Source organism: Desulfotomaculum defluvii (assembly GCF_054657375.1).
The window spans coordinates 488,121-506,697 of the sequence record NZ_BAAHYV010000008.1 but is presented as its reverse complement, the minus strand read 5'-3'; the positions used below and the strand labels follow the sequence as shown (position 1 = coordinate 506,697).

Annotated in this window: 19 protein-coding genes; 1 reads left to right on the top strand and 18 read right to left on the bottom strand. The window is 41.7% G+C overall.

Translation table 11 applies throughout. The features are described from left to right. Positions 1-37: 37 nt before the first annotated feature. The 5 genes from ACYQ03_RS17915 to tatA are packed head-to-tail and all read right to left on the bottom strand — an operon-like array spanning position 38 to position 6,300. Positions 38-850 (bottom strand): formate dehydrogenase accessory protein FdhE, encoded by an 813-nt coding sequence (locus ACYQ03_RS17915; protein WP_459911327.1) that lies wholly within the window; start codon positions 848-850, stop codon positions 38-40. Between the two features lie 22 nt (positions 851-872). Beyond that, positions 873-2,039: an NrfD/PsrC family molybdoenzyme membrane anchor subunit gene (nrfD, locus tag ACYQ03_RS17910; protein ID WP_459911326.1), complete on the bottom strand. Its 1,167-nt coding sequence runs from the start codon at positions 2,037-2,039 to the stop codon at positions 873-875. Between the two features lie 44 nt (positions 2,040-2,083). After that, positions 2,084-2,893 (bottom strand): 4Fe-4S dicluster domain-containing protein, encoded by an 810-nt coding sequence (locus ACYQ03_RS17905; RefSeq protein WP_459911325.1) that lies wholly within the window; start codon positions 2,891-2,893, stop codon positions 2,084-2,086. Between the two features lie 29 nt (positions 2,894-2,922). After that, positions 2,923-6,033: a formate dehydrogenase-N subunit alpha gene (gene fdnG, locus ACYQ03_RS17900; RefSeq protein ID WP_459911324.1), complete on the bottom strand. Its 3,111-nt coding sequence runs from the start codon at positions 6,031-6,033 to the stop codon at positions 2,923-2,925. A 60-nt stretch (positions 6,034-6,093) separates the two neighbouring features. After that, entirely contained in the window at positions 6,094-6,300 is a 207-nt protein-coding gene (gene tatA / locus ACYQ03_RS17895) for a twin-arginine translocase TatA/TatE family subunit (RefSeq protein WP_459911323.1), read from the bottom strand. 433 nt (positions 6,301-6,733) lie between these two features. Here tatA and mobA point away from each other — a divergent pair, with 433 nt between their 5' ends. Continuing rightward, complete coding sequence (mobA, locus tag ACYQ03_RS17890) at positions 6,734-7,333, top strand: molybdenum cofactor guanylyltransferase (RefSeq protein WP_459911429.1); 600 nt, start codon at positions 6,734-6,736, stop codon at positions 7,331-7,333. A 159-nt stretch (positions 7,334-7,492) separates the two neighbouring features. Here mobA and ACYQ03_RS17885 read toward each other — a convergent pair whose 3' ends face one another. From ACYQ03_RS17885 to ACYQ03_RS17825, 13 genes are all read right to left on the bottom strand, one after another. Continuing rightward, a complete protein-coding gene (locus ACYQ03_RS17885) occupies positions 7,493-9,019 on the bottom strand; it encodes a spore germination protein (RefSeq protein WP_459911322.1) in 1,527 nt (508 codons plus the stop codon). Then, positions 9,001-9,579, bottom strand: a complete 579-nt coding sequence (gene spoVAEA / locus ACYQ03_RS17880) for a stage V sporulation protein SpoVABEA (protein WP_459911321.1) — start codon at positions 9,577-9,579, stop codon at positions 9,001-9,003. Before spoVAEA ends, ACYQ03_RS17885 begins: the two co-directional genes overlap by 19 nt. Positions 9,580-9,588: 9 nt before the next feature. Beyond that, positions 9,589-9,945 carry a stage V sporulation protein AE gene (gene spoVAE, locus ACYQ03_RS17875; protein ID WP_459911320.1) on the bottom strand — a complete coding sequence of 119 codons (357 nt, stop codon included), beginning with the start codon at positions 9,943-9,945 and terminating at the stop codon, positions 9,589-9,591. A gap of 8 nt (positions 9,946-9,953) precedes the next feature. Next, complete coding sequence (gene spoVAD, locus ACYQ03_RS17870; RefSeq protein WP_459911428.1) at positions 9,954-10,964, bottom strand: stage V sporulation protein AD; 1,011 nt, start codon at positions 10,962-10,964, stop codon at positions 9,954-9,956. 22 nt (positions 10,965-10,986) lie between these two features. After that, positions 10,987-11,439, bottom strand: a complete 453-nt coding sequence (gene spoVAC / locus ACYQ03_RS17865) for a stage V sporulation protein AC (RefSeq protein ID WP_459911319.1) — start codon at positions 11,437-11,439, stop codon at positions 10,987-10,989. Positions 11,440-11,633: 194 nt separating this feature from the next. Then, positions 11,634-12,416 carry an RNA polymerase sporulation sigma factor SigF gene (gene sigF / locus ACYQ03_RS17860; RefSeq protein WP_459911318.1) on the bottom strand — a complete coding sequence of 261 codons (783 nt, stop codon included), beginning with the start codon at positions 12,414-12,416 and terminating at the stop codon, positions 11,634-11,636. Positions 12,417-12,432: 16 nt separating this feature from the next. Then, on the bottom strand, positions 12,433-12,879 hold the full coding sequence (spoIIAB, locus tag ACYQ03_RS17855) for an anti-sigma F factor (protein WP_459911317.1): 447 nt from the start codon (positions 12,877-12,879) through the stop codon (positions 12,433-12,435). Between the two features lie 14 nt (positions 12,880-12,893). Further along, a complete protein-coding gene (gene spoIIAA, locus ACYQ03_RS17850) occupies positions 12,894-13,232 on the bottom strand; it encodes an anti-sigma F factor antagonist (protein ID WP_459911316.1) in 339 nt (112 codons plus the stop codon). A gap of 134 nt (positions 13,233-13,366) precedes the next feature. After that, positions 13,367-14,575 (bottom strand): D-alanyl-D-alanine carboxypeptidase family protein, encoded by a 1,209-nt coding sequence (locus tag ACYQ03_RS17845; protein WP_459911315.1) that lies wholly within the window; start codon positions 14,573-14,575, stop codon positions 13,367-13,369. A gap of 153 nt (positions 14,576-14,728) precedes the next feature. After that, positions 14,729-16,045 (bottom strand): pyrimidine-nucleoside phosphorylase, encoded by a 1,317-nt coding sequence (locus tag ACYQ03_RS17840; protein ID WP_459911314.1) that lies wholly within the window; start codon positions 16,043-16,045, stop codon positions 14,729-14,731. Between the two features lie 7 nt (positions 16,046-16,052). After that, on the bottom strand, positions 16,053-17,255 hold the full coding sequence (locus tag ACYQ03_RS17835; RefSeq protein WP_459911313.1) for a phosphopentomutase: 1,203 nt from the start codon (positions 17,253-17,255) through the stop codon (positions 16,053-16,055). Between the two features lie 21 nt (positions 17,256-17,276). Continuing rightward, the gene (xerD, locus tag ACYQ03_RS17830; protein ID WP_459911312.1) at positions 17,277-18,167 is read right to left on the bottom strand and encodes a site-specific tyrosine recombinase XerD; all 891 of its coding nucleotides are present in this window, start codon (positions 18,165-18,167) and stop codon (positions 17,277-17,279) included. A gap of 72 nt (positions 18,168-18,239) precedes the next feature. Beyond that, on the bottom strand, positions 18,240-18,506 hold the full coding sequence (locus tag ACYQ03_RS17825; protein WP_459911311.1) for a hypothetical protein: 267 nt from the start codon (positions 18,504-18,506) through the stop codon (positions 18,240-18,242). Between the last annotated feature and the right edge of the window lie 71 nt (positions 18,507-18,577).

The following is an 18,577-nucleotide window of genomic DNA, read 5'->3' as shown; positions in this document are numbered from 1 at the left end:
ATTGCTACCCCCCTGTGGTGCCAATAAAGTCCTGTCTTTATGCTTGCTGTCTCTTATCACCCCGTTGATAACCCTCAGCTTGGGCCAGCTGATCTAATTCCACAGTGGCTAAATCTTCACAGAACAAATCCACTTCCCCTACAACCCGCTCATCTACGGTCTTTAGATAGCTCTTACAGTTATCACACAGGTAAACACGGTATTGTTTATAATTATCCGGTGTGATAAATGTTGTCTGTGAGGAGTTACCCTCCTTACAATAGGGGCAACCAATCCGCTTAAATCGCCATTCAGTCTCACAACGCCCACAATAAAGTTTACGATGCCCTTCTTTCCCTACTAACTTAGCCATGGTAGGTTGATCTCCACAAACCGGGCAGTGGCTATAGCTCCATTCAGTCAGGGGAACCCAGCTTAAAAATGCTTCTCCATATGATTTTAAAATTGGTTTAAATGTAGCTAAGACTATAAAATCAAGGAGATCCATTGGCACTGCCAACCTATTAGCCCAAGCATGCTTATTTCCATCTAATAGAAAAACTGCTTCAATCAAACTCTTTCTCTCAGAAGAATTCAATTCCCTTAGTGCATTGATAAACTCATCAGAAACAGGCTGAGGTCCAGCCTGCCATTTCTGGCAGGCCTGGGCCACAGTAATAAGCCGTTCAAATACCTTTTCGGTATCAATGCCCGGTGGAACAATAGCCAAAGCCGCTTCTCCTTGGGACCACCGGCTAATTTGTTGTGCATCAATATAAGTTTTCCACTCTAATGACTCAAATTCATTTTCCTGTTCCATTACTTCTAAATAAAAGTTGGCCAGTTTTTCTGCATTTTCCCTTATCTCCATTAGAGCAGCTCCTTTGATAGTTTTAGGCAGTCACCTTATGATGATGCTCTTCATGATCCAATACATTAAAGTTTTCAGCAGCAAAGCAATATACTAAGCAGCCTATGGCCACTAGACCAATACTAACTGCCCATTCCATGATAGATGGGAAGTACCAACCGCCAATGGCCGCGGACATACCGGTAAAGACAACGTTCATACGGTTGAAAATCAAGCCGCCACTAACTAATACCCCAAAGGTAACAAGACCTTTCCGGGTATTGCTGAGTCCGCTAAAGGCAATAAAAATGGGAATTATGACACCTAGAATAATTTCGAGGAGGAATAAGTTCCCCTCTAAATTACCCTTAAACATCAGGTTAAATACACCCCTGTTAGCCAGATCAAAGAACTTTAATCCCAGGTAAAGGATCATAAATACCCCAGAAATGCGCACTAGTCCCCGTAACACGTGTATGGGCACTTCGTGCTTAAAGGCCCGACCGGCTAAGGCTGTTTCCACACAAATCATGGCAGGTCCCACAAAGAAAGAGGACATTAAGAATAGCAGTCCCAAATAGGGTGACCACCACAAGGGATAAAGTTTATCCACCATAATTAGATACAATGCACCCAGTGAGGATTGGTGCAAGGTCGGGAAGATAATACCAATTATCATCAAAACAGGCAAAGCCTTTTTGAACATACCATGATATTTAGTACCAACCTTCTCCGTTACTACTTCACCAAATTCCAGTACCTGAACCGTGGTGTAGCAGGACACACACCAGAAAACTTCAAATAAAACTGACGTATGGCCCCAAGAAACAAAGGGACGCCAGAAGTTAAACCATTGACCAATATCCATGAATAATCCAGCCATTACTAGTAAGTAACCTAGTAACGAAGTTAACATTGCACTTCGGGCAATGGCGTGATATTTGTTACGGTGCAACACGTGCACAATAATGGCAGTACCATAACCACCACCAGCCAAAGCCACACCGGTCAGTACGTCAAAACCAATCCAAAGACCCCAGGGCCACTGATCATTCAGGTTAGTTGTTGGACCCATGCCCACAGCAAGGCGGAATAGCATACAAACTATACCAAGTCCAGCCAGTAACAATAATACTTTGCGAGTGGACGTCATGGTAAATTTCCAATTATATTCCTTTATTTCCTGTAGCAAACCTTTATTTGCCGACATTATTTTCCCCCCCAATAACCATTTGGTTTACCCTTTTCCGTTGCCTACATGTGAACATTTGTATCCTTTTCCGAAGCTATCTGTTCACGCCGTTTGGTGTAATGGTACAAGGCAGTTAATAGAGTACCCCAGCCCACGGCAATAATCGGCGTCCACTTGAGGAAGTTGTGGGAATACTCTGGTAACGGCTTGGTGCCCAAATTTGCACGGAAACCAAAGGTTTCAAAGGGAACATCGGAAATATAGAGCCAGGATGTGCCACCGGCTTCTTTTTCACCCATAACTTTTTTTAGATATTTTGGATCATTGTTAATACGCTGCCAAGCCTCTTTAAGCAGTTCATCCCGTTCACCATATTTTAAAGCTCCTGTGGGACAGGTTTCTACACAGGCAGGTCCTAAACCATGGCCTAGGCGATCGTATTTCCCATCGGGATCAAAGCAAAATTGACATTTTGCTATTAATGGAAATTGTTTATCCCATTGATATTTAGGGATATCAAAGGGACATGCCAACATGCAGTAACGACAGCCAACGCATAGATGAGGATAATAAACTACGGCACCTGTCTTGGGATCCCTCTGTAGCGCTTTTGCAAAGCAAGCTGATGCACAGGCAGGATGATCACAATGCATACACTGTCGCTTGGCTGAACGCATGGTATAGTCGTTTTCTTTTTCAATTACTTCAATACGGACTGTGGTATAAGTATATCCATCCATATCCGGCGGGCTGGTCAGTCCGTCCTTAAATGTAGGATTACTGGAGGGTAAATCATTCCACTGCTTACAAGCTACTTGGCAAGCCTTACAGCCCATACATTTAGTTATATCAACTAATACACCTTTAGACATTTAATTACACCCCCATTTTGCAGTGCTCATTAATGTTTGCTGGCTTTCTTAATATTACACAAGAAAGCTTTATATTCCGGAATATTGGTATTCGGGTCGCCTACGCTGGGTGTCAGATCGTTGGCCGATGCTCCAGTGGCAATACCTTGATAACCAAAGCACCAGGGCATACCAATTACTTCAACCTCTTTACCATTTACGTTAAGAGGTACACAGACACCAGAAACTGCAACTTTACAGGTGATTTCACCACGTACTGTTTCAACTATGACATCATCACCTGTTTTTACACCAATCTTCCGGGCCAGTTTTGGCGAGATATTGGCAAACATATGAGCAGAAACTTCTGCTAAGGAGGGACAGCTACGGGTAACGGCACCGCTCTGATAGTGTTCAATTACTCTATGGGTCGTACCTACATAGGGATACTTGTCACTACCTGTATCGGCAATTTTACTAAAATCACCCTTATATCGAGTAGCTAAAGGCATAGTCTGCTGTTTAGAGAGTATATTTTGCACAGGGCTTTCGATAGGCTCATAATGTTCTGGTAGAGGTCCGTCGTTAACTCCTTTCACTGCAAACAAACGTCCCCGACCCTCTTCTTGCATAAGGAAAGAAACAGTTTTTTCAGGAGGTACTGGTGTTGGTTGACCACCTGGAACCTTTGCCGGTTCAACTGCTTTAAAGTCAGGTACATCGGCATTAACCCATTTACCTGCCAAAGCATCCCACTTAATGAGAGGTTTTTTAGGATTCCATGGGTTACCCGCAGCGTCCGCAGAGCAACGATTATAAACAATCCGACGGTTTGCAGGCCAGGCAAAGCCATATTGAGGAAACAGCCCTAAGCCAGATTTATCTTTATTAATCCGGCGTTTCGCAGCAACGGTATTGGCTTCCTTATCCATAGCCCAGTAGCCTGTATGAACCCAACAACCACAAGCTGTGGATCCATCATCTTTCAGGTTGCCAAAGCTCTCCAAGGCTTTATTGGAACCAACTTCAAAACCATTGATTTCCAAGGCCACTTGATCAATGTTGGGTTCATCTTCGCCAGGTTTGTCATAATTCCAAACCATGTTAAAGATTGGATCAGGGTATTTACCGCCGCTCTGATACTCTTTTTTTACTGCTTTAAATAGCCTATCCGCGATCCATAGATCACTTTTGGCTTCCCCGGGTGGATTGACCGCCTTATAACGAAACTGTAACCAGCGCCCACTGTTAGTAACAGTACCTTCCTTTTCATAAGACATCGCTGCGGGAAGGAAAAATACTTCGGTATTAATCTTAGCAGGATCAGCTTCTGGACGATGCCAGAAGGCGGAGGTTTCTGTCTCAAACAGATCCACAGCCACCAGCCAATCTAAATTTTCCAGTGCTTTACGTCCTTGGAATGAAGAAGGACCACCTACAGCAGGGTTTTGACCCCAGGCAATCATCCCTTTAATATTACCCTGGGACATCTGTTCAAAAATACCCATATGGGTACGGTTTTTACCATCATGTTTAGGCACATAGTTAAAACAAAACTCATTATCCTTGGTGGCCTTATCGCCGTACCAAGCCTTTAACATACTTACGACAAACTTACCACGATTGGACCAGAAGCTAGTCTTCGGCACATCTTTATCCATATAGTCTTGCAGGGTAGAGTGCTTGCTAGCGTAAAACATAGGGTTATAACCAGGAAGCAGATGGTTCAACATAGCAAAGTCTGTGGAGCCCTGTACGTTAGATTCACCACGTTGAGCATTCACACCGCCACCGGGAATACCAATGTTACCCAAGAGAAGCTGCAGCACACAAAGAACCCGACAGTTCTGGGAGCCATAGGTATGTTGGGTAATACCCATAGCATAGATAACATTACCCGCCTTATCAGCTTTGCCGGTAGAGGCAAATAATGCATAGGTCTTCTTCAGAACTTCCTCGGAAGTACCCGTAATACGAGAAACAGTATTTATATCATAGCGACCTACATGTTTTTTCAAAATTTGGAATACACAGTTAGGATCCTGCATAGTAGGATCTTTCTTGATAGCTTCTTCCCTAATACCATCCTTTACAGGGTCCCCATCCATTTGATACTGCCAAGTCTTGGTATCATAGGTCTTACTATCGTCCTTTTCAACCAGTCCTGAAAATACACCATCTTCAAATTTATAATCAGGGTTAATCAAGAAACTGGCATTGGTATAATTAAGAACATAATCTTTAAAATATAGGTTGTTTTCAATTATATAGTTAATTAATCCGTTAATAAAAGCAATATCTGTTCCGGGACGGAGACGTGCATGAATATCTGCAAGGCCAGCAGACTTGGTTAATCTAGGATCAACAACAATCAGCTTGGCTCCCTTATCTTTAGCCTTCATAATCCATTTCATTGCTTGTGGATGGTTTTCAGCAGAGTTGGAGCCTATCATCAGGAAAACATCAGTATTTTTAAAATCGATAAAGTGGTTGGTCATAACACCCCGTCCAAAGGAAGCAGCCAGACCGGCTACTGTAGAGGAGTGTCAGAGGCGGGCGTGGTGCTCAATATTTATAAGCCCCCACGATCTAAACATTTTATGCAGTAGATAGTTTTCTTCATTATCCAATGAAGCACTACCAAAGGTAGCAATGGTGGTATTCCTATTTACAGTAACACCCTTTTCATCTTTCTCCTCAAAGGATTCATCCCGTGTCTTTTTAACTCGCTTGGCAATCTCAGCTAGAGCCCAATCCCAGCTTTTTTCTTCCCATTGGGTACTGCCAGGAGCTCTGTAGAGAGGTTTGGTAATACGAAGTCTATTAATAACACGGTTGCCTTTCTTTTCAATAGTGTTATAGGTATCAATAATTGCATTACCCTTTGAGCAAATGGAACCTTCATTAATGGGGTGATCTGGATCACCTTCACAATATACAATCTTGTTGTCATTATTGGCATATAAAATAATCCCACAGCCACAACCACAGAATGCACAAACTGTAAAGGTTTCTTTTACCTTTCTGATTTTAGAAGGTAGGTTCATCCCAGTAATTTTTTCATGAGACTCTGAGGCCACTGCAGGGCTTGCCAATAAAGTTAATCCAGCGGTCCCTAGTCCTAAATTCTTTAAAAAGTCGCGCCTGCTTATTTTTCTCATGTAATTTTAACCCCCTCGGTTTAACCGGGATTCTCTCTTTATTGTGGGTTACACTTGAAGCTACTTTTCTTCTTTAGCTGGAGCATCTTTATCTTTTTTCTCTTCTTGCTCAAAACTTGCTGAAGTAGCTCTTCTAAATTCGCTTACAGTTTTACCCATGGCTTTACCAACCTCTGGTAATTTGCCAGGTCCAAAAATAATTAAAACAACAACTAAGATAAGTATCAGGTGAGTTGGTTGTAAAATTCCCTCGAAGAAGACGTTCAACCCCCTTTCTAAATTTATTTTGTGTGGGACAAGTTTCACATTATGCGAAAAATAAAATAAGTCATACTATAATTATTATGCCAAAGATAGGACATGTTTGGCAACCTATTTTGTCCCACAGTCCTTAAATACTTAATAATCATTGGGTTTATAGTTGTATTGATACCTTCTTTAAAACCGCCACATAAAATAATCTGTTTTCTAGAGTTTACACCGGCTTTTCAAAGTACAATAGGACAAGTATAATAATAAATATATTGTTAAACGACTATATTTTACCTATTTTACTGCGTTGATTTAAGGGTTATTTTTTTCACTATTCTAAATTTTTTCTTTATTTGACGAAATTAATTACGTTGGGGATATGTTTCACAATTATAATTATTTTATATTAAGTGTATTCATAGACTATTTTAAATATTCAATCAGAGAGGTGTGCATACTTTTGGGTAATACTTGTCCATTTTCTGCGGTTATTTTAGCAGGGGGCAGCAGCAGTCGTATGAGAACAAACAAAGCACTATTAGAAATACATGGCAAGTCGATTCTCGAAATTATCATTGACAAACTACACCCTCTTTTTAAGGAAACCATTATTATTAGTAACAATATCGAGCAATACTTAAACTTCTATATGCCAATTTTCCCCGATATTTTTCCCAATCGAGGTCCCCTTTCCGGGATACATAGCGGATTAAAAAATATTACCACAAAGGGTGCATTTTTTATTGCCTGTGATATGCCCTTTTTTGATCCGTCATTCGCAGTCAAATTAACAGATTACCTAGAACAATTTCAGGCTGTGGTTCCCCGTCAAGGCGAATACTTCCAACCCTTGCACGCGGCCTATAGAAAAGATTGTATCCCTGCCATTGAACAAACCTTACAGCAACAAAGATCAAGAATTAAAGCCTTCTACGATTTAGTTCAGGTGAAATATTATGACATAAATGATCAGACCGATTATAACTGGGATAAAATTTTTTTTAATGTCAACACACCAGAAGAATACCAACTGGCCCTTAAACTTTAAGGAGATGTCGCAAAACTACTCTTTAGTAGGTAATCGACACTTTTTTACGATCTAACAGAAATAATGTATGTGCCACCCCACAGGGAACGACACGGGGGTCGCTCCCTTACATTAATATCTACCCAAGAACGATTCCATTGTGCAATAGACCCTTGTTTATTAGGATTGACCGTCTTGTTTATCAGGTTTGCGAGCAGGTTCAGGTACTGCCTGTCGAATCTTATCTTTCGGGTGAAAAATTGAGGGTCTTTGATTTTGAATTTCCACTGGCGTACGAACCAGTACAGACTTCATGGCCTTATAATCAAAGGGAACTAATGGCCAAAGGTAAGGAACTCCCACAGATTTAGTTCGCATGAGATAAATGAAAACTATTAAGGTAGCAATAATCAAACCTGGTAAACGGAAGGCAGCGGTAGCCAGTAAAAGAAGAAGTCTTACCATCCTAATGGCCCAACTCATTTCATAACTGGGAATCATAAAGGAGGCCACTGCGGCAATGGCTGTGTACATAACAACCTCAGCGTTAAATAAACCCACAGTGATGGCTACATCGCCTACTAATATTGCAGCGATAATACCTGTAGAAGTGGCCAATGGAGTAGGTGTATGAATAGTGGCCAACCTGATCATATCAATAGCTAGTTCTGCCAATAAAAACTGGATAATGATAGGAATTTTTCCTGGTTCATTAGGTCCAATGAACTTTAGCGCTGGAGGCAATAACTCCGGTTGCAAGACAAAGAGAAACCAAAGAGGCAATAAAAACAATGCTCCTAAAACCCCGACATAACGCACCCAACGAATGTATACGCCAACTGGCGGACCTTGCCTATACTCTTCTGCAGCTTGCAGGTGGTCCCACAAGGTACAAGGAGCAATAATAACACTGGGTGATGTATCAACCATAATCAATACACGGCCTTCCAACATATGTGACACAGCCACATCTGGGCGTTCAGTAAAACGCACCTTGGGAAAAAAATTACCATATTTCCCTGGCTCTATTAATTCTTGTATAGCCTTTTCCGCCATAGGGATCCCATCAATTTTCACCATCTGCAACTTTTCTTTAATATTTTTGACCAGCTCAGGATTTGCTATATCCTCTATGTAGGAAATAACTACATCTGTTTTAGAACGGGTACCAATCTGGAGCACTTCGTTTCTTAAGCGAGGATCTCTTAACCTCCGGCGAATTAATAAGGTATTCATTAATACTGTTTCTACAAAACCATCCCGGGGACCACGTACTACCTTTTCTAGATCAGGTTCCTGGGGTGAACGGGAAGGATACATCCGCAAATCAATAATCAGAGCTTGCTCTTCCCCTTCTACTAATAGGGCTAGGGGTCCGCTCAAAACCTGGTCAATGACTTTTTCCAATTCCCCCACAGTATCAACTTGAATGTGATTGATGTGCTCATTAAATAATTTTTTCAAGCTACCTGGAGTAACATCTGGTCTTTTTAACTCATCCAAGTTTCGTAAAATCAAGGCCATTACATCATCTTTGACAAAGCCATTGACGAAGTACATAGCGATTTCTTTACCAGCTACATTAAACCTTCTCAATACAATATCGAAGCTTTTACCATAGCCTAAAATATTATTGAGGTAAGCTATATTTCTTTCAAGGTTTGGAGATACCTTAGGTGCTTCCTTTTCTACTGTAGCTGCTCCCAATTAAAACCACTCCTTTCTATGATTTCCTGCAATGCCCTAGTAGTAATAGGAGCTCCGTAATGGTAATCATCGGCCCCATACATTTTTCCAATATCACCGATACCAACAACTACCGGTACATCTAGATCATTTACTATTTCCACTGTATCGCCCTGGAGTTCTTTTCTCTTGGTCGTTCTGCCAAATTTATTGACTGGCCCCTTCACCACTGCTCCCGAATCAGTAATTGATACCTCGACCTTGGCACCGTCACAGCATCCACTGTTGGATGCAACAGCCAGAACCCCCAAGATATTTATTTCAGGACTGTTATACACTTCCATCATTGCTTTTTCTCCAAAGCCTTGTCCCTCTGCCCCTTTATCATCAAACATAACAATTACTGGATCATGGGCAGCAGATTTAATTAATTCGACCAACTTCTGGCCTGTCAAACGAGTGGGATTGCCTGCTGACATAGATATACACCGAGCCCCTATGTTTCTAGCTGCCACTTCCAAGGTTCGTCGAGCAATTTGGTCTCCATCAGTAACGAGAATTACATTTCTTTTTTGATTCATTAAAAACACCTACCCCTTAGGTCTAAAAACCAGGGCAGCCAGATAGCCAAATACCACTGCTGCAGTAATCCCACCGGCTGCAGCACTTAATGCGCCCTTAAAAACTCCTAAAAAGCCAAAATTTTTTGCCCCTTCGATAGCACCCTGGGCCATCAGGTGTCCAAAGCCGGTTAGGGGTACGGTGGCACCCGCCCCGGCAAATTCCACAAGGGGTTGGTAAAACCCCAAAGCACTAATAATCACTCCAGTGGTTACAAAGCCAACTAAAATGTGGCCGGGGGTAACTTTATGACTGGTTAAATCCATCAGAAGCTGTCCTATTAAACATATGGTTCCCCCCACCAAAAAAGCTTTGAACAGCAACATATTACCCCCTATATTTCGATGGCGACCGCATGTGCAATACCGGGTATGGTTTCTCCTTGCTGGCAACTGCAGGGTGATAATAAAGCTCCTGTGCCAACGCCAAGAAACTTACGTAATTTACCACCTATCATTTCATTTAGTAGAAACCCACAGGTCACCACAGCCGAGCAGGCACAACCACTACCTCCAGCGTGGGTATCCTGTCTCTCATGAAAAATAAGTACCCCACAATCCTGATAAGTATCCGATAACCTAACGCCATGCTGTTCAGCTAATCTTACCACCAGTTCCCTGCCGTATTTACCTAGGTCCCCTGTGGCAATTAGGTCATAGTGCCCTGGTGTTCGGCCTGTATCTAAAAGATGCCTTATTATTGTGTCTGCAGCAGCCGGGGCCATGGCGGCTCCCATATCACTTGCATCACCTTCACCAAAATCAATAACTTTCCCAATGGTAGCACGGGTTATCCTTGGTCCTTCCCCCTGTGCTGCCAATACAATGGCGCCAGCACCAGTAACAGTCCATTGAGCAGACATTGATCTTTGTACTCCCTGCTCTGTTGGAAAGCGAAATTGTCTTTCTGCTGTGGCATAATGACTGGAAGCCCCTACTAATACGTGCTCTGCATAGCCCCCGTCTATTAACATACTGGCTAAGGCTAAGCCCTCATACATGGTTGAACAAGCTCCATATAAACCTAAAAATGGTATACCTATATTTCTAGCGGTAAAATTCGTAGCAATTATTTGATTTGTGAGGTCACCTGCCAACAAAAAATCTATTTCTTGAGCTTTTAGTCCCGACTTGTTTATGGCCATCTCCAAGGTTTCTTGAAAGATTTTTTGCTCAGCTTTCTCCCAAGTCTTTTCACCATAATATAAATCTTCAATAGTTTTATCAAAGGTTTGGCCCAGTGGGCCCTGGGCTTCTTTGGGCCCTGCCATACAGGCTGAAGCAACAATAACTGGCGGATTATTAAAAACAACGGTCTGTAGACCCTGTTTTTTTAACGCCACTATCCTTCAACACCCCCAATTTTGTTTAAAAAATGTAGGTTACTAGACCAACAAACCAAGCTGCAACAAGACCAAAAACAAGTACCGGGCCAGCTATCGTAAATAGTCTTGCACCTACGCCAAAAACCATCCCTTCACCGCGATATTCCATGGCCGGGGCAACCATAGAATTAGCAAAACCTGTGATTGGTACAATTGTGCCGGCCCCTGCGTATTTTGCTATTTCATCATAGATTCCCAAGCCTGTTAATAAGGCTGCCAGAAATATCAATATAGCTGATGTTGCCAGTCCCGCATCTTGTGCATCCAATCCTAATTTACTAAGGTAATTAGTAATAATCTGACCAAAGGTACACACTAAACCGCCCACGCCAAAGGCCATAATACTGTTTTTTAAAACAGTAGGCTTTGGCCTAACCTGACGTACCAAATCTTTATATTTTCCTTGCCTAATCTTGAAATGGTCCGAGGAAACCATTAAATTTCATTACACACCACCTTTTTATTTTTTAGGGAAACCAATGGTATTTTGCCATTTCATTAGGTATTATGTGTTTTAAAATATCTTTTATGCTTTGATCAAATTAAACAACACGAAGCAAGGGTACGGTCCTCCTGCTTTCCCCAGCGGGAAGGAGGAGAACCGTACCCTTGCTTCACTTTTATGTTAAGTTAACTACCTGTTTGTTGCATTAATTCTTTAAGTTTTCTTAGGGCCTGCCGTTCCAAACGAGAGACTTGCACCTGTGAAAGACCAAGCCGCAGTGCTACTTCGGACTGGGTTTTATCTTCAAAAAATCTCCATAACAAAATTTGTCGATCCCTTTCCGGTAACTCAATTAGTACTTGCTTGATGGCTAGCTTTTCCAACCATGGTGCATCGCCATCTTCCTCTCCACTGAGTTGGTCCAGGATATAGATGGGGTCACCGTCATCCTGATGCAGCGTTTCGTAAATTGATGTTGGCATTTGAGCTGCCTCAAGGGCATTAACAACATCTTCCCGGCTAAACCCAAGTTCTTCTGAAATTTCGTTAATCGAAGGTTCTCGGCCAAGTCTTGCTGTCAGGCGATCCCTGGTTTGCTGAATTTTGTAGGCTGTTTCCTTAAGGGAACGGCTTACTTTAACCGGACTATCATCCCTTAGAAAACGTCTGATTTCACCCACAATCATAGGTACAGCATAGGTGGAAAACTTTACATCATAGGTTAAATCAAATTTATCAATGGCCTTCATCAAGCCAATACAGCCAATCTGAAATAAATCCTCCAATTCATAACCCCTGTTATTAAACCGCTGTACCAGATTAAAAACTAATTTCAAATTACAATTAACTAATCTTTCCCGGGCTTCACTATTGCCAGATTGGGCCTTTTTGAGTAGATCTCTCATTTCCTTATCACCTAACAAAGGGAAACGGGGAAGGTTCATTTCTAGGAGTCTGGAAGAACTCACGGCTATCCCGCCTTTGCTAATTGGCCCGGGCCCGGGCACCACGTAAACCAATTTGCTTAAACATCATAACAGTTGTACCTTTCCCGGGTTGGGAATCCACCTGCATACGGTCACTAAATGATTGCATAAAAACAAAACCAAGACCCATTCTTTCTGGATCCGTAGAATAAGCTGGCTGCATCGCAAGATCAATGTCCCTGATACCAACCCCCTCATCCGATACTTTAATCTCTAACCCTTCTTTATAAATAGTTGCCGTTACATGGACTATATGGTCCGGTTTATTTCTATAGCCATGTAAGATAGCATTTCCCACGGCCTCCGACACTGCAACCTTTATTTCTTCAAGTTCCGGCAGCGTACAATCAAGTTGTGAAGCAAAGGACGCTATGGCCACCCTGGCAAAGCCAACATTTTCGGGAATACTAGTAAAATCAATTGAACAACGGTTGAGAATCTTCACCATCATCACCTCCTCTAAACAATCTTCGCTAGGGCCATACTTTCGTCAGGATATTCTTCCATTATTTGTACAAGGCCAGAAAGCTCTAGTATCCTACGCACCTGGGGCTGCGCACCAACTAGAATCACTTTTCCTCCACAATTAGCTAAACGTTTATAACGTCCTAATATCACTCCTAAACCTGAACTATCAATAAAAGTTACCCGAGATAGATTGAGGACTAAATTCTTTGCTCGCCTGTCAACTAATTCATTATCTAAAGCTTTGCGCATTTTATCAGCCACACCAAAATCCATTTCTCCTCCCAAACGAACTAACAAGGTGTCCTGTTGTTGTTCCATATCCAAGTGCATGTGGTACTCTCCCCTTTCTACCAATTGGTTATATTTTCCATATTTCTACCAAGATTCAGAATTACCTTCTAATTTTTTCCAAAATGAATGTCGAAAAGCAGCCCTTTCAAAGGGCTGCTTTTACAAGTCAAAATTTACTCCATACTATAAACACGATCTAACATATCATTTAATAACTTCAAGGGTGAAGCTTTCATAACATCCTGTGCTGCAACCAAATCCACCTGTAAAACTTCTTGGCCATCCTTATTTACTACATATTGGCCAACTACTTGCCCCTTTTTAACCGGTGCATCTATTTGGTCCGGCAGGTTTATATTACCTTGTACAGTTTTTTCCTGTCCTTTGGGAACTACCACTCCCACTGAGTCTTTGGTCATAATTTTAACCTTATCCTCAATACCCTTATCAACCTTAATTTCTTTAACAACTTGCCCAGCTTCAGCCAATGTCACAGCTTTATATTTGGCAAAGCCATAGTTAAAAATTTTAATGGTTTCTTGAAAATGAGTTCTTGGCATAGGACAACCCAGTACAACAGAAACCAATCTTAGGCCATCACGTTTGGCTGATGCAGCTAGACAGTAACTTGCTTCATTGGTCCAGCCAGTCTTTCCGGCATCTGCACCAGCATACCATTTTAATAGTTTGTTAGTATTCCATAGTTTAAAGTCACCGCCACGCAAATCGTACTCGTAGATCGATGATACCTCCCTAAACAATGGGTAACGCAAGCACTCCCGAAGAACCTGGGCCATATCATAGGCCGAGGTATAATGATTCTCAATAGGTAAACCTGTGGGATTAGAAAAATGAGTATTTTTCAAACCCATCTCCTTAGTTTTTTCATTCATCATAGACACAAATTCTTCTTCGGAACCTGCAATATATTCAGCCATGGCTACGCTTGAATCATTGGCAGACCCAGTGGCAATGGAAATCAACATCTCCTTTACGCTCAACTCTTCACCGGGCTCTAAGAAAATTTGTGATCCGCCCATACTACAGGCATGTTCACTGGCTATAACCTTATCGCTGGTTTTGATCTTTCCCTGGGCTTCCGCCTCACAAATAAGTAGCATAGTCATTAACTTAGTTACACTGGCCATTGGCCTTGATTTATGCATATCCTTATCTAATAAAACTTGCCCCGAACTATAATCCAATAGCACTGCAGTCTCAGCAGAGGTCTCCAACTGTGCAGAAGGGGTCTTTTCTTTAGAAGGATTAGGTTTAGATCCTTCTAGGGCTGTAGGCTGTGCAAAGGCGTTACCTAGGCCCAATAATAAAACTAAGATTAAAGAGATCAATGCTGTCCCAAATTTTTTTACTTTTCTTTTCATAACCTTTCCCCCTATAGTCACTAATCATTGCTGCTATTATTGTTATCTTTTAAGCATGTAATATGCTTTAAACAATAGAGGGAGTTTATGGAAAAGAGGTTAGCTTTTAGCTTTTGGCTAACGACTAATGGCTAATGGCTAATAGCTAAATATCTAAAGGTCATCCTCCGTTATCTTACCTAACAATATTTCTTTAGCTACGACCGGTTCACTTTGTAAAACATAGGCCTGACTGAGCAGATCTGAAGCCTTGGCGATTTCCTTGTTGTCATTATAATGCAGCTCTGCTATAACCTCACCTTTGTGTACGTAGTCACCAATTTTTTTCCTTAACACTAATCCCGCACTTAGGTCTATGTTCGATTCCTTAGTGGTCCGGCCAGCCCCCAACCACATGGCTGCCACGCCAACCTGTTCCGATTGGATCTCTTTCACATAGCCTTCGAATAACGAAGTCACTGGATGTATCAGGGATGCATGGGGTAACAGGCTGGGATTATCTACTACACTAGGATTGCCGCCCTGGGCCCGAACGAATTCTTGAAATTTCTTTAATGCACTACCCTTTGCCAATAAATCTTCCAACATTCTTCGGGCTGCAAATTTATCCTTTTCTATACCTGCTAAATTAAGCATCTCACTGCCCAAGTGGATGCATATTTCTTTTAAGTCAGCAGGACCGTTACCTCGTAAAGTTTCTATGGCCTCCTTTACTTCCAAAGCATTTCCTATGGCAAAGCCCAGTGGTTGATCCATATCCGTGACTAAGGCCACTGTTTGCCGCCCCAGATGGTGACCAATTTCGACCATGGTCCTAGCTAAGACAAAGGCCTCTGCAGAATTTTTCATAAAGGCACCACTGCCCACTTTTACATCTAAGACAATGGCATCTGCACCGGCTGCTATCTTTTTGCTCATGACTGAGGCAGCAATTAAGGGAATGCTATCTACAGTGGCAGTGACATCTCGCAAAGCATACAATTTTTTATCTGCCGGGGCTAAATGTCCAGTCTGGGCCACAACTGCCAATTTAATTTCTTTTACTTGATGCAAAAAGCTTTGATTGTCCATGGTTACTTGAAAGCCGGGAATGGATTCCAATTTATCAATGGTGCCTCCGGTGTGCCCTAAACCGCGGCCTGACATCTTAGCCACTGGTACTCCTGCTGCAGCTACTAAAGGGCCAAGAATCAATGTAACTTTATCTCCAACCCCACCAGTACTATGCTTGTCTACTTTTATCCCTGGAATTCCAGAGAGATCTGCCTGATCTCCGGAGCGGGCCATAGAAATAGTGAGGTCACCTGTTTCCCGGGGAGATAAGCCTTGAAAAAATGCAGCCATGAGAAAGGCTGCCGCCTGATAATCTGGTATATGGTCTTGGGTATAACCCTGCACAAAAAATTCTATTTCTTCAGAGCTAAGCTCCTGTCCCCGCCTTTTTTTTAGGATAATATCAACCATTCGCATGACTGTACTACCTTCTTTCTAGGCCTTGATTCTTAAATAATTCGGGCGCAAAGCTTTTTCCAACATTAAAAGTTACTCCGAAAAAATCGGCTAATGTAGCCGCAACATCACTGAAGGAAGCCCTTACCCCTAAGTCAACGCCACTTTTAATCTGCTTACCACAAACCAGCAATGGCACATATTCCCTACTATGGTCGGTACTGATGGTGGTTGGATCACAACCGTGATCCGCGGTAATGATTAATACCTCATCTGGCAGCATTGCTGCCAGGATTTCTGGTAATCTGCGATCAAAGGCTTCCAGTGCCCTGGCATAGCCCGTCGGATCATTGCGATGGCCATAAAGGGAATCATATTCCACCAAATTTGCAAAAATTAATCCCTCTTCAGTATCCTTCATAAATTTAATGGTTTGATCAATGCCATCCATATTATCCTTGGTTTTGATGGTATCGGAGATACCAACCCCTGCAAATATATCAAATATCTTTCCTACTCCCATCGTCTTAATACCTGCATCCTGAAGGACAGTTAAAATATTAGGTACCTGAGGAGACACGGCATAATCATGTCGATTGGCAGTACGTTTGAAAGAACCCGGAGTACCCACAAAGGGACGAGCTATGACGCGACCTACTTTATGTTCCCCATCTAACATTTTCCTTGCAATTTCACAAATTTGATAGAGTTCCTCCACTGGAATAATATCTTCATGGGCAGCTATTTGAAAGACACTGTCTGCTGAGGTATATACGATAGGAAAACCAGTTTCCATATGCTGTTTTCCTAATTCCTCTATTATTTGCGTGCCAGAGGCAACAACATTTCCTAATATTTTGCGTTGAATTTTATTTTCAAACTCTGAAATAATTTCGCTGGGAAAACCATTTGGATAAGTTCGAAATGGTTTCTCTAAAATGATACCTGCCAGTTCCCAATGCCCTGTGGTAGTATCTTTTCCCATAGATTTTTCGGCCATTTTACCATATGCGCCCAATGGATTGGCAGTTGGTTTTACACCCTCTATTGAATGTATATTTCCAAGCCCCAACCTACCAAGTTGTGGTAAATTTATTCCCTGTACCGCCTTTGCCACATTGGCTAGGGTGTTACTCCCCTTATCTCCGTAATCGCCGGCATCGGGTAACTCTCCAATACCGACACTATCTAGTACAATTAATGTAACTCTTCTAACCTTTCTTTCTGTCAACAGAATCACCTCGTAATAATCTCAGGCCCTTGGATGAGCTTTAGTATAAACCTCTCTGAGTCTTAGTTTAGTTAGATGTGTATAAATTTGCGTGGTCGATATATCAGCATGACCAAGCATTTCTTGAACAGCCCTTAGGTCTGCCCCGTTTTCTAGTAAGTGTGTAGCAAAGGAGTGTCTTAACGTATGTGGCGTTATGGTTTTATTAATTTTCCCTTCCTTTGCATACTTTTTGATAATTTTCCAGAAACCTTGACGAGTTAACCTTTTACCTTGCACATTCACAAAAAGGGCTTGGTGCTCCGTTTTACCCTTTGTTAGTTTGACCCTAGATCTTGCCAAATATTCCCGGACGTATTTAGCTGCAACTGAACCAAGGGGTATGATTCTTTCCTTTGCACCTTTACCAAAGCACTTTACATAACCCATATCCAACTCTACATCATTTATATTTAATGAAACCATCTCAGATACTCTAATTCCTGTTGCATAAATTAATTCAAGCATAGCTTTATCTCTTAAACCAGCGGGATCAGCCAATTGTGGTTGACACAATAAGTTTTCTACTTCCTCTGCAGAAAGTACGTGTGGTAATCTTTGCTTTAACTTAGGTGATTCTAGACTTATAGTAATATCCTCAGATACTAAACCATCTGAAACCAAAAAGCGATAAAAATGTTTCAATGCTGCTAAATGGCGAGAAATTGTTGAAGGTGCCTTGCCATCCTTTTGCAGCTTATAAAGATGTGATAAAATATGATTTTTATCAGCATGGTCCAGAGAAGTAACACTTTGATTTCTTAAATGGGTTAAGTACTGACTGAGGTCTATTCGGTAGGAGGCTAAGGTATTTTGGGCCAGACCCCTTTCAACTGACAGGTAACGAATAAATTCTTCCAACCAGCGTTCCATATTCCTCCCCCTTAACATAAAAAATAGTCCATTTTGTTTGGACTACTTCAACAAAAACCATATAATTCCTTTTTATTTTTTATCTTGTAGATACTTTAGTAAATGCTCCAAGATATTTTCCAGGCCATGGGTCCTTTCATCCTCACCACAAGCATCTGTAACAGGGCTTACAACCTTCATCGAATTGCCATTGGGTATTTCCTCTCTGTTGTAAACCCCGGTTCCCTTCAATATGCCTACCAATTGAACTAATAATATAGCAATTATAGTTAAAACCAGAGTGAATCTCATGACTTTTAATATTTTTCGTTTAAGTCCGGTAATTAGATAAATCCGCACTTTTTCCCCTCCAGTCTTAAATAGGATTGTGGGCCTTGGGCCAAATTTTTGTGATTTATCTTCATGGTAGG

Excerpts from the sequence above, each read along its gene's own strand:
- spoVAC (WP_459911319.1), bottom strand. The coding sequence starts at position 11,439 with ATGGTTTCCTCGGACCATTTCAAGATTAGGCAAGGAAAATATAAAGAT.
- ACYQ03_RS17915 (WP_459911327.1), bottom strand. The coding sequence starts at position 850 with ATGGAGATAAGGGAAAATGCAGAAAAACTGGCCAACTTTTATTTAGAA.
- spoVAE (WP_459911320.1), bottom strand. The coding sequence starts at position 9,945 with ATGTTGCTGTTCAAAGCTTTTTTGGTGGGGGGAACCATATGTTTAATA.
- ACYQ03_RS17840 (WP_459911314.1), bottom strand. The coding sequence starts at position 16,045 with ATGCGAATGGTTGATATTATCCTAAAAAAAAGGCGGGGACAGGAGCTT.
- nrfD (WP_459911326.1), bottom strand. The coding sequence starts at position 2,039 with ATGTCGGCAAATAAAGGTTTGCTACAGGAAATAAAGGAATATAATTGG.
- ACYQ03_RS17905 (WP_459911325.1), bottom strand. The coding sequence starts at position 2,893 with ATGTCTAAAGGTGTATTAGTTGATATAACTAAATGTATGGGCTGTAAG.
- ACYQ03_RS17845 (WP_459911315.1), bottom strand. The coding sequence starts at position 14,575 with ATGAAAAGAAAAGTAAAAAAATTTGGGACAGCATTGATCTCTTTAATC.
- spoVAEA (WP_459911321.1), bottom strand. The coding sequence starts at position 9,579 with ATGAATCAAAAAAGAAATGTAATTCTCGTTACTGATGGAGACCAAATT.
- spoIIAA (WP_459911316.1), bottom strand. The coding sequence starts at position 13,232 with ATGCACTTGGATATGGAACAACAACAGGACACCTTGTTAGTTCGTTTG.
- xerD (WP_459911312.1), bottom strand. The coding sequence starts at position 18,167 with ATGGAACGCTGGTTGGAAGAATTTATTCGTTACCTGTCAGTTGAAAGG.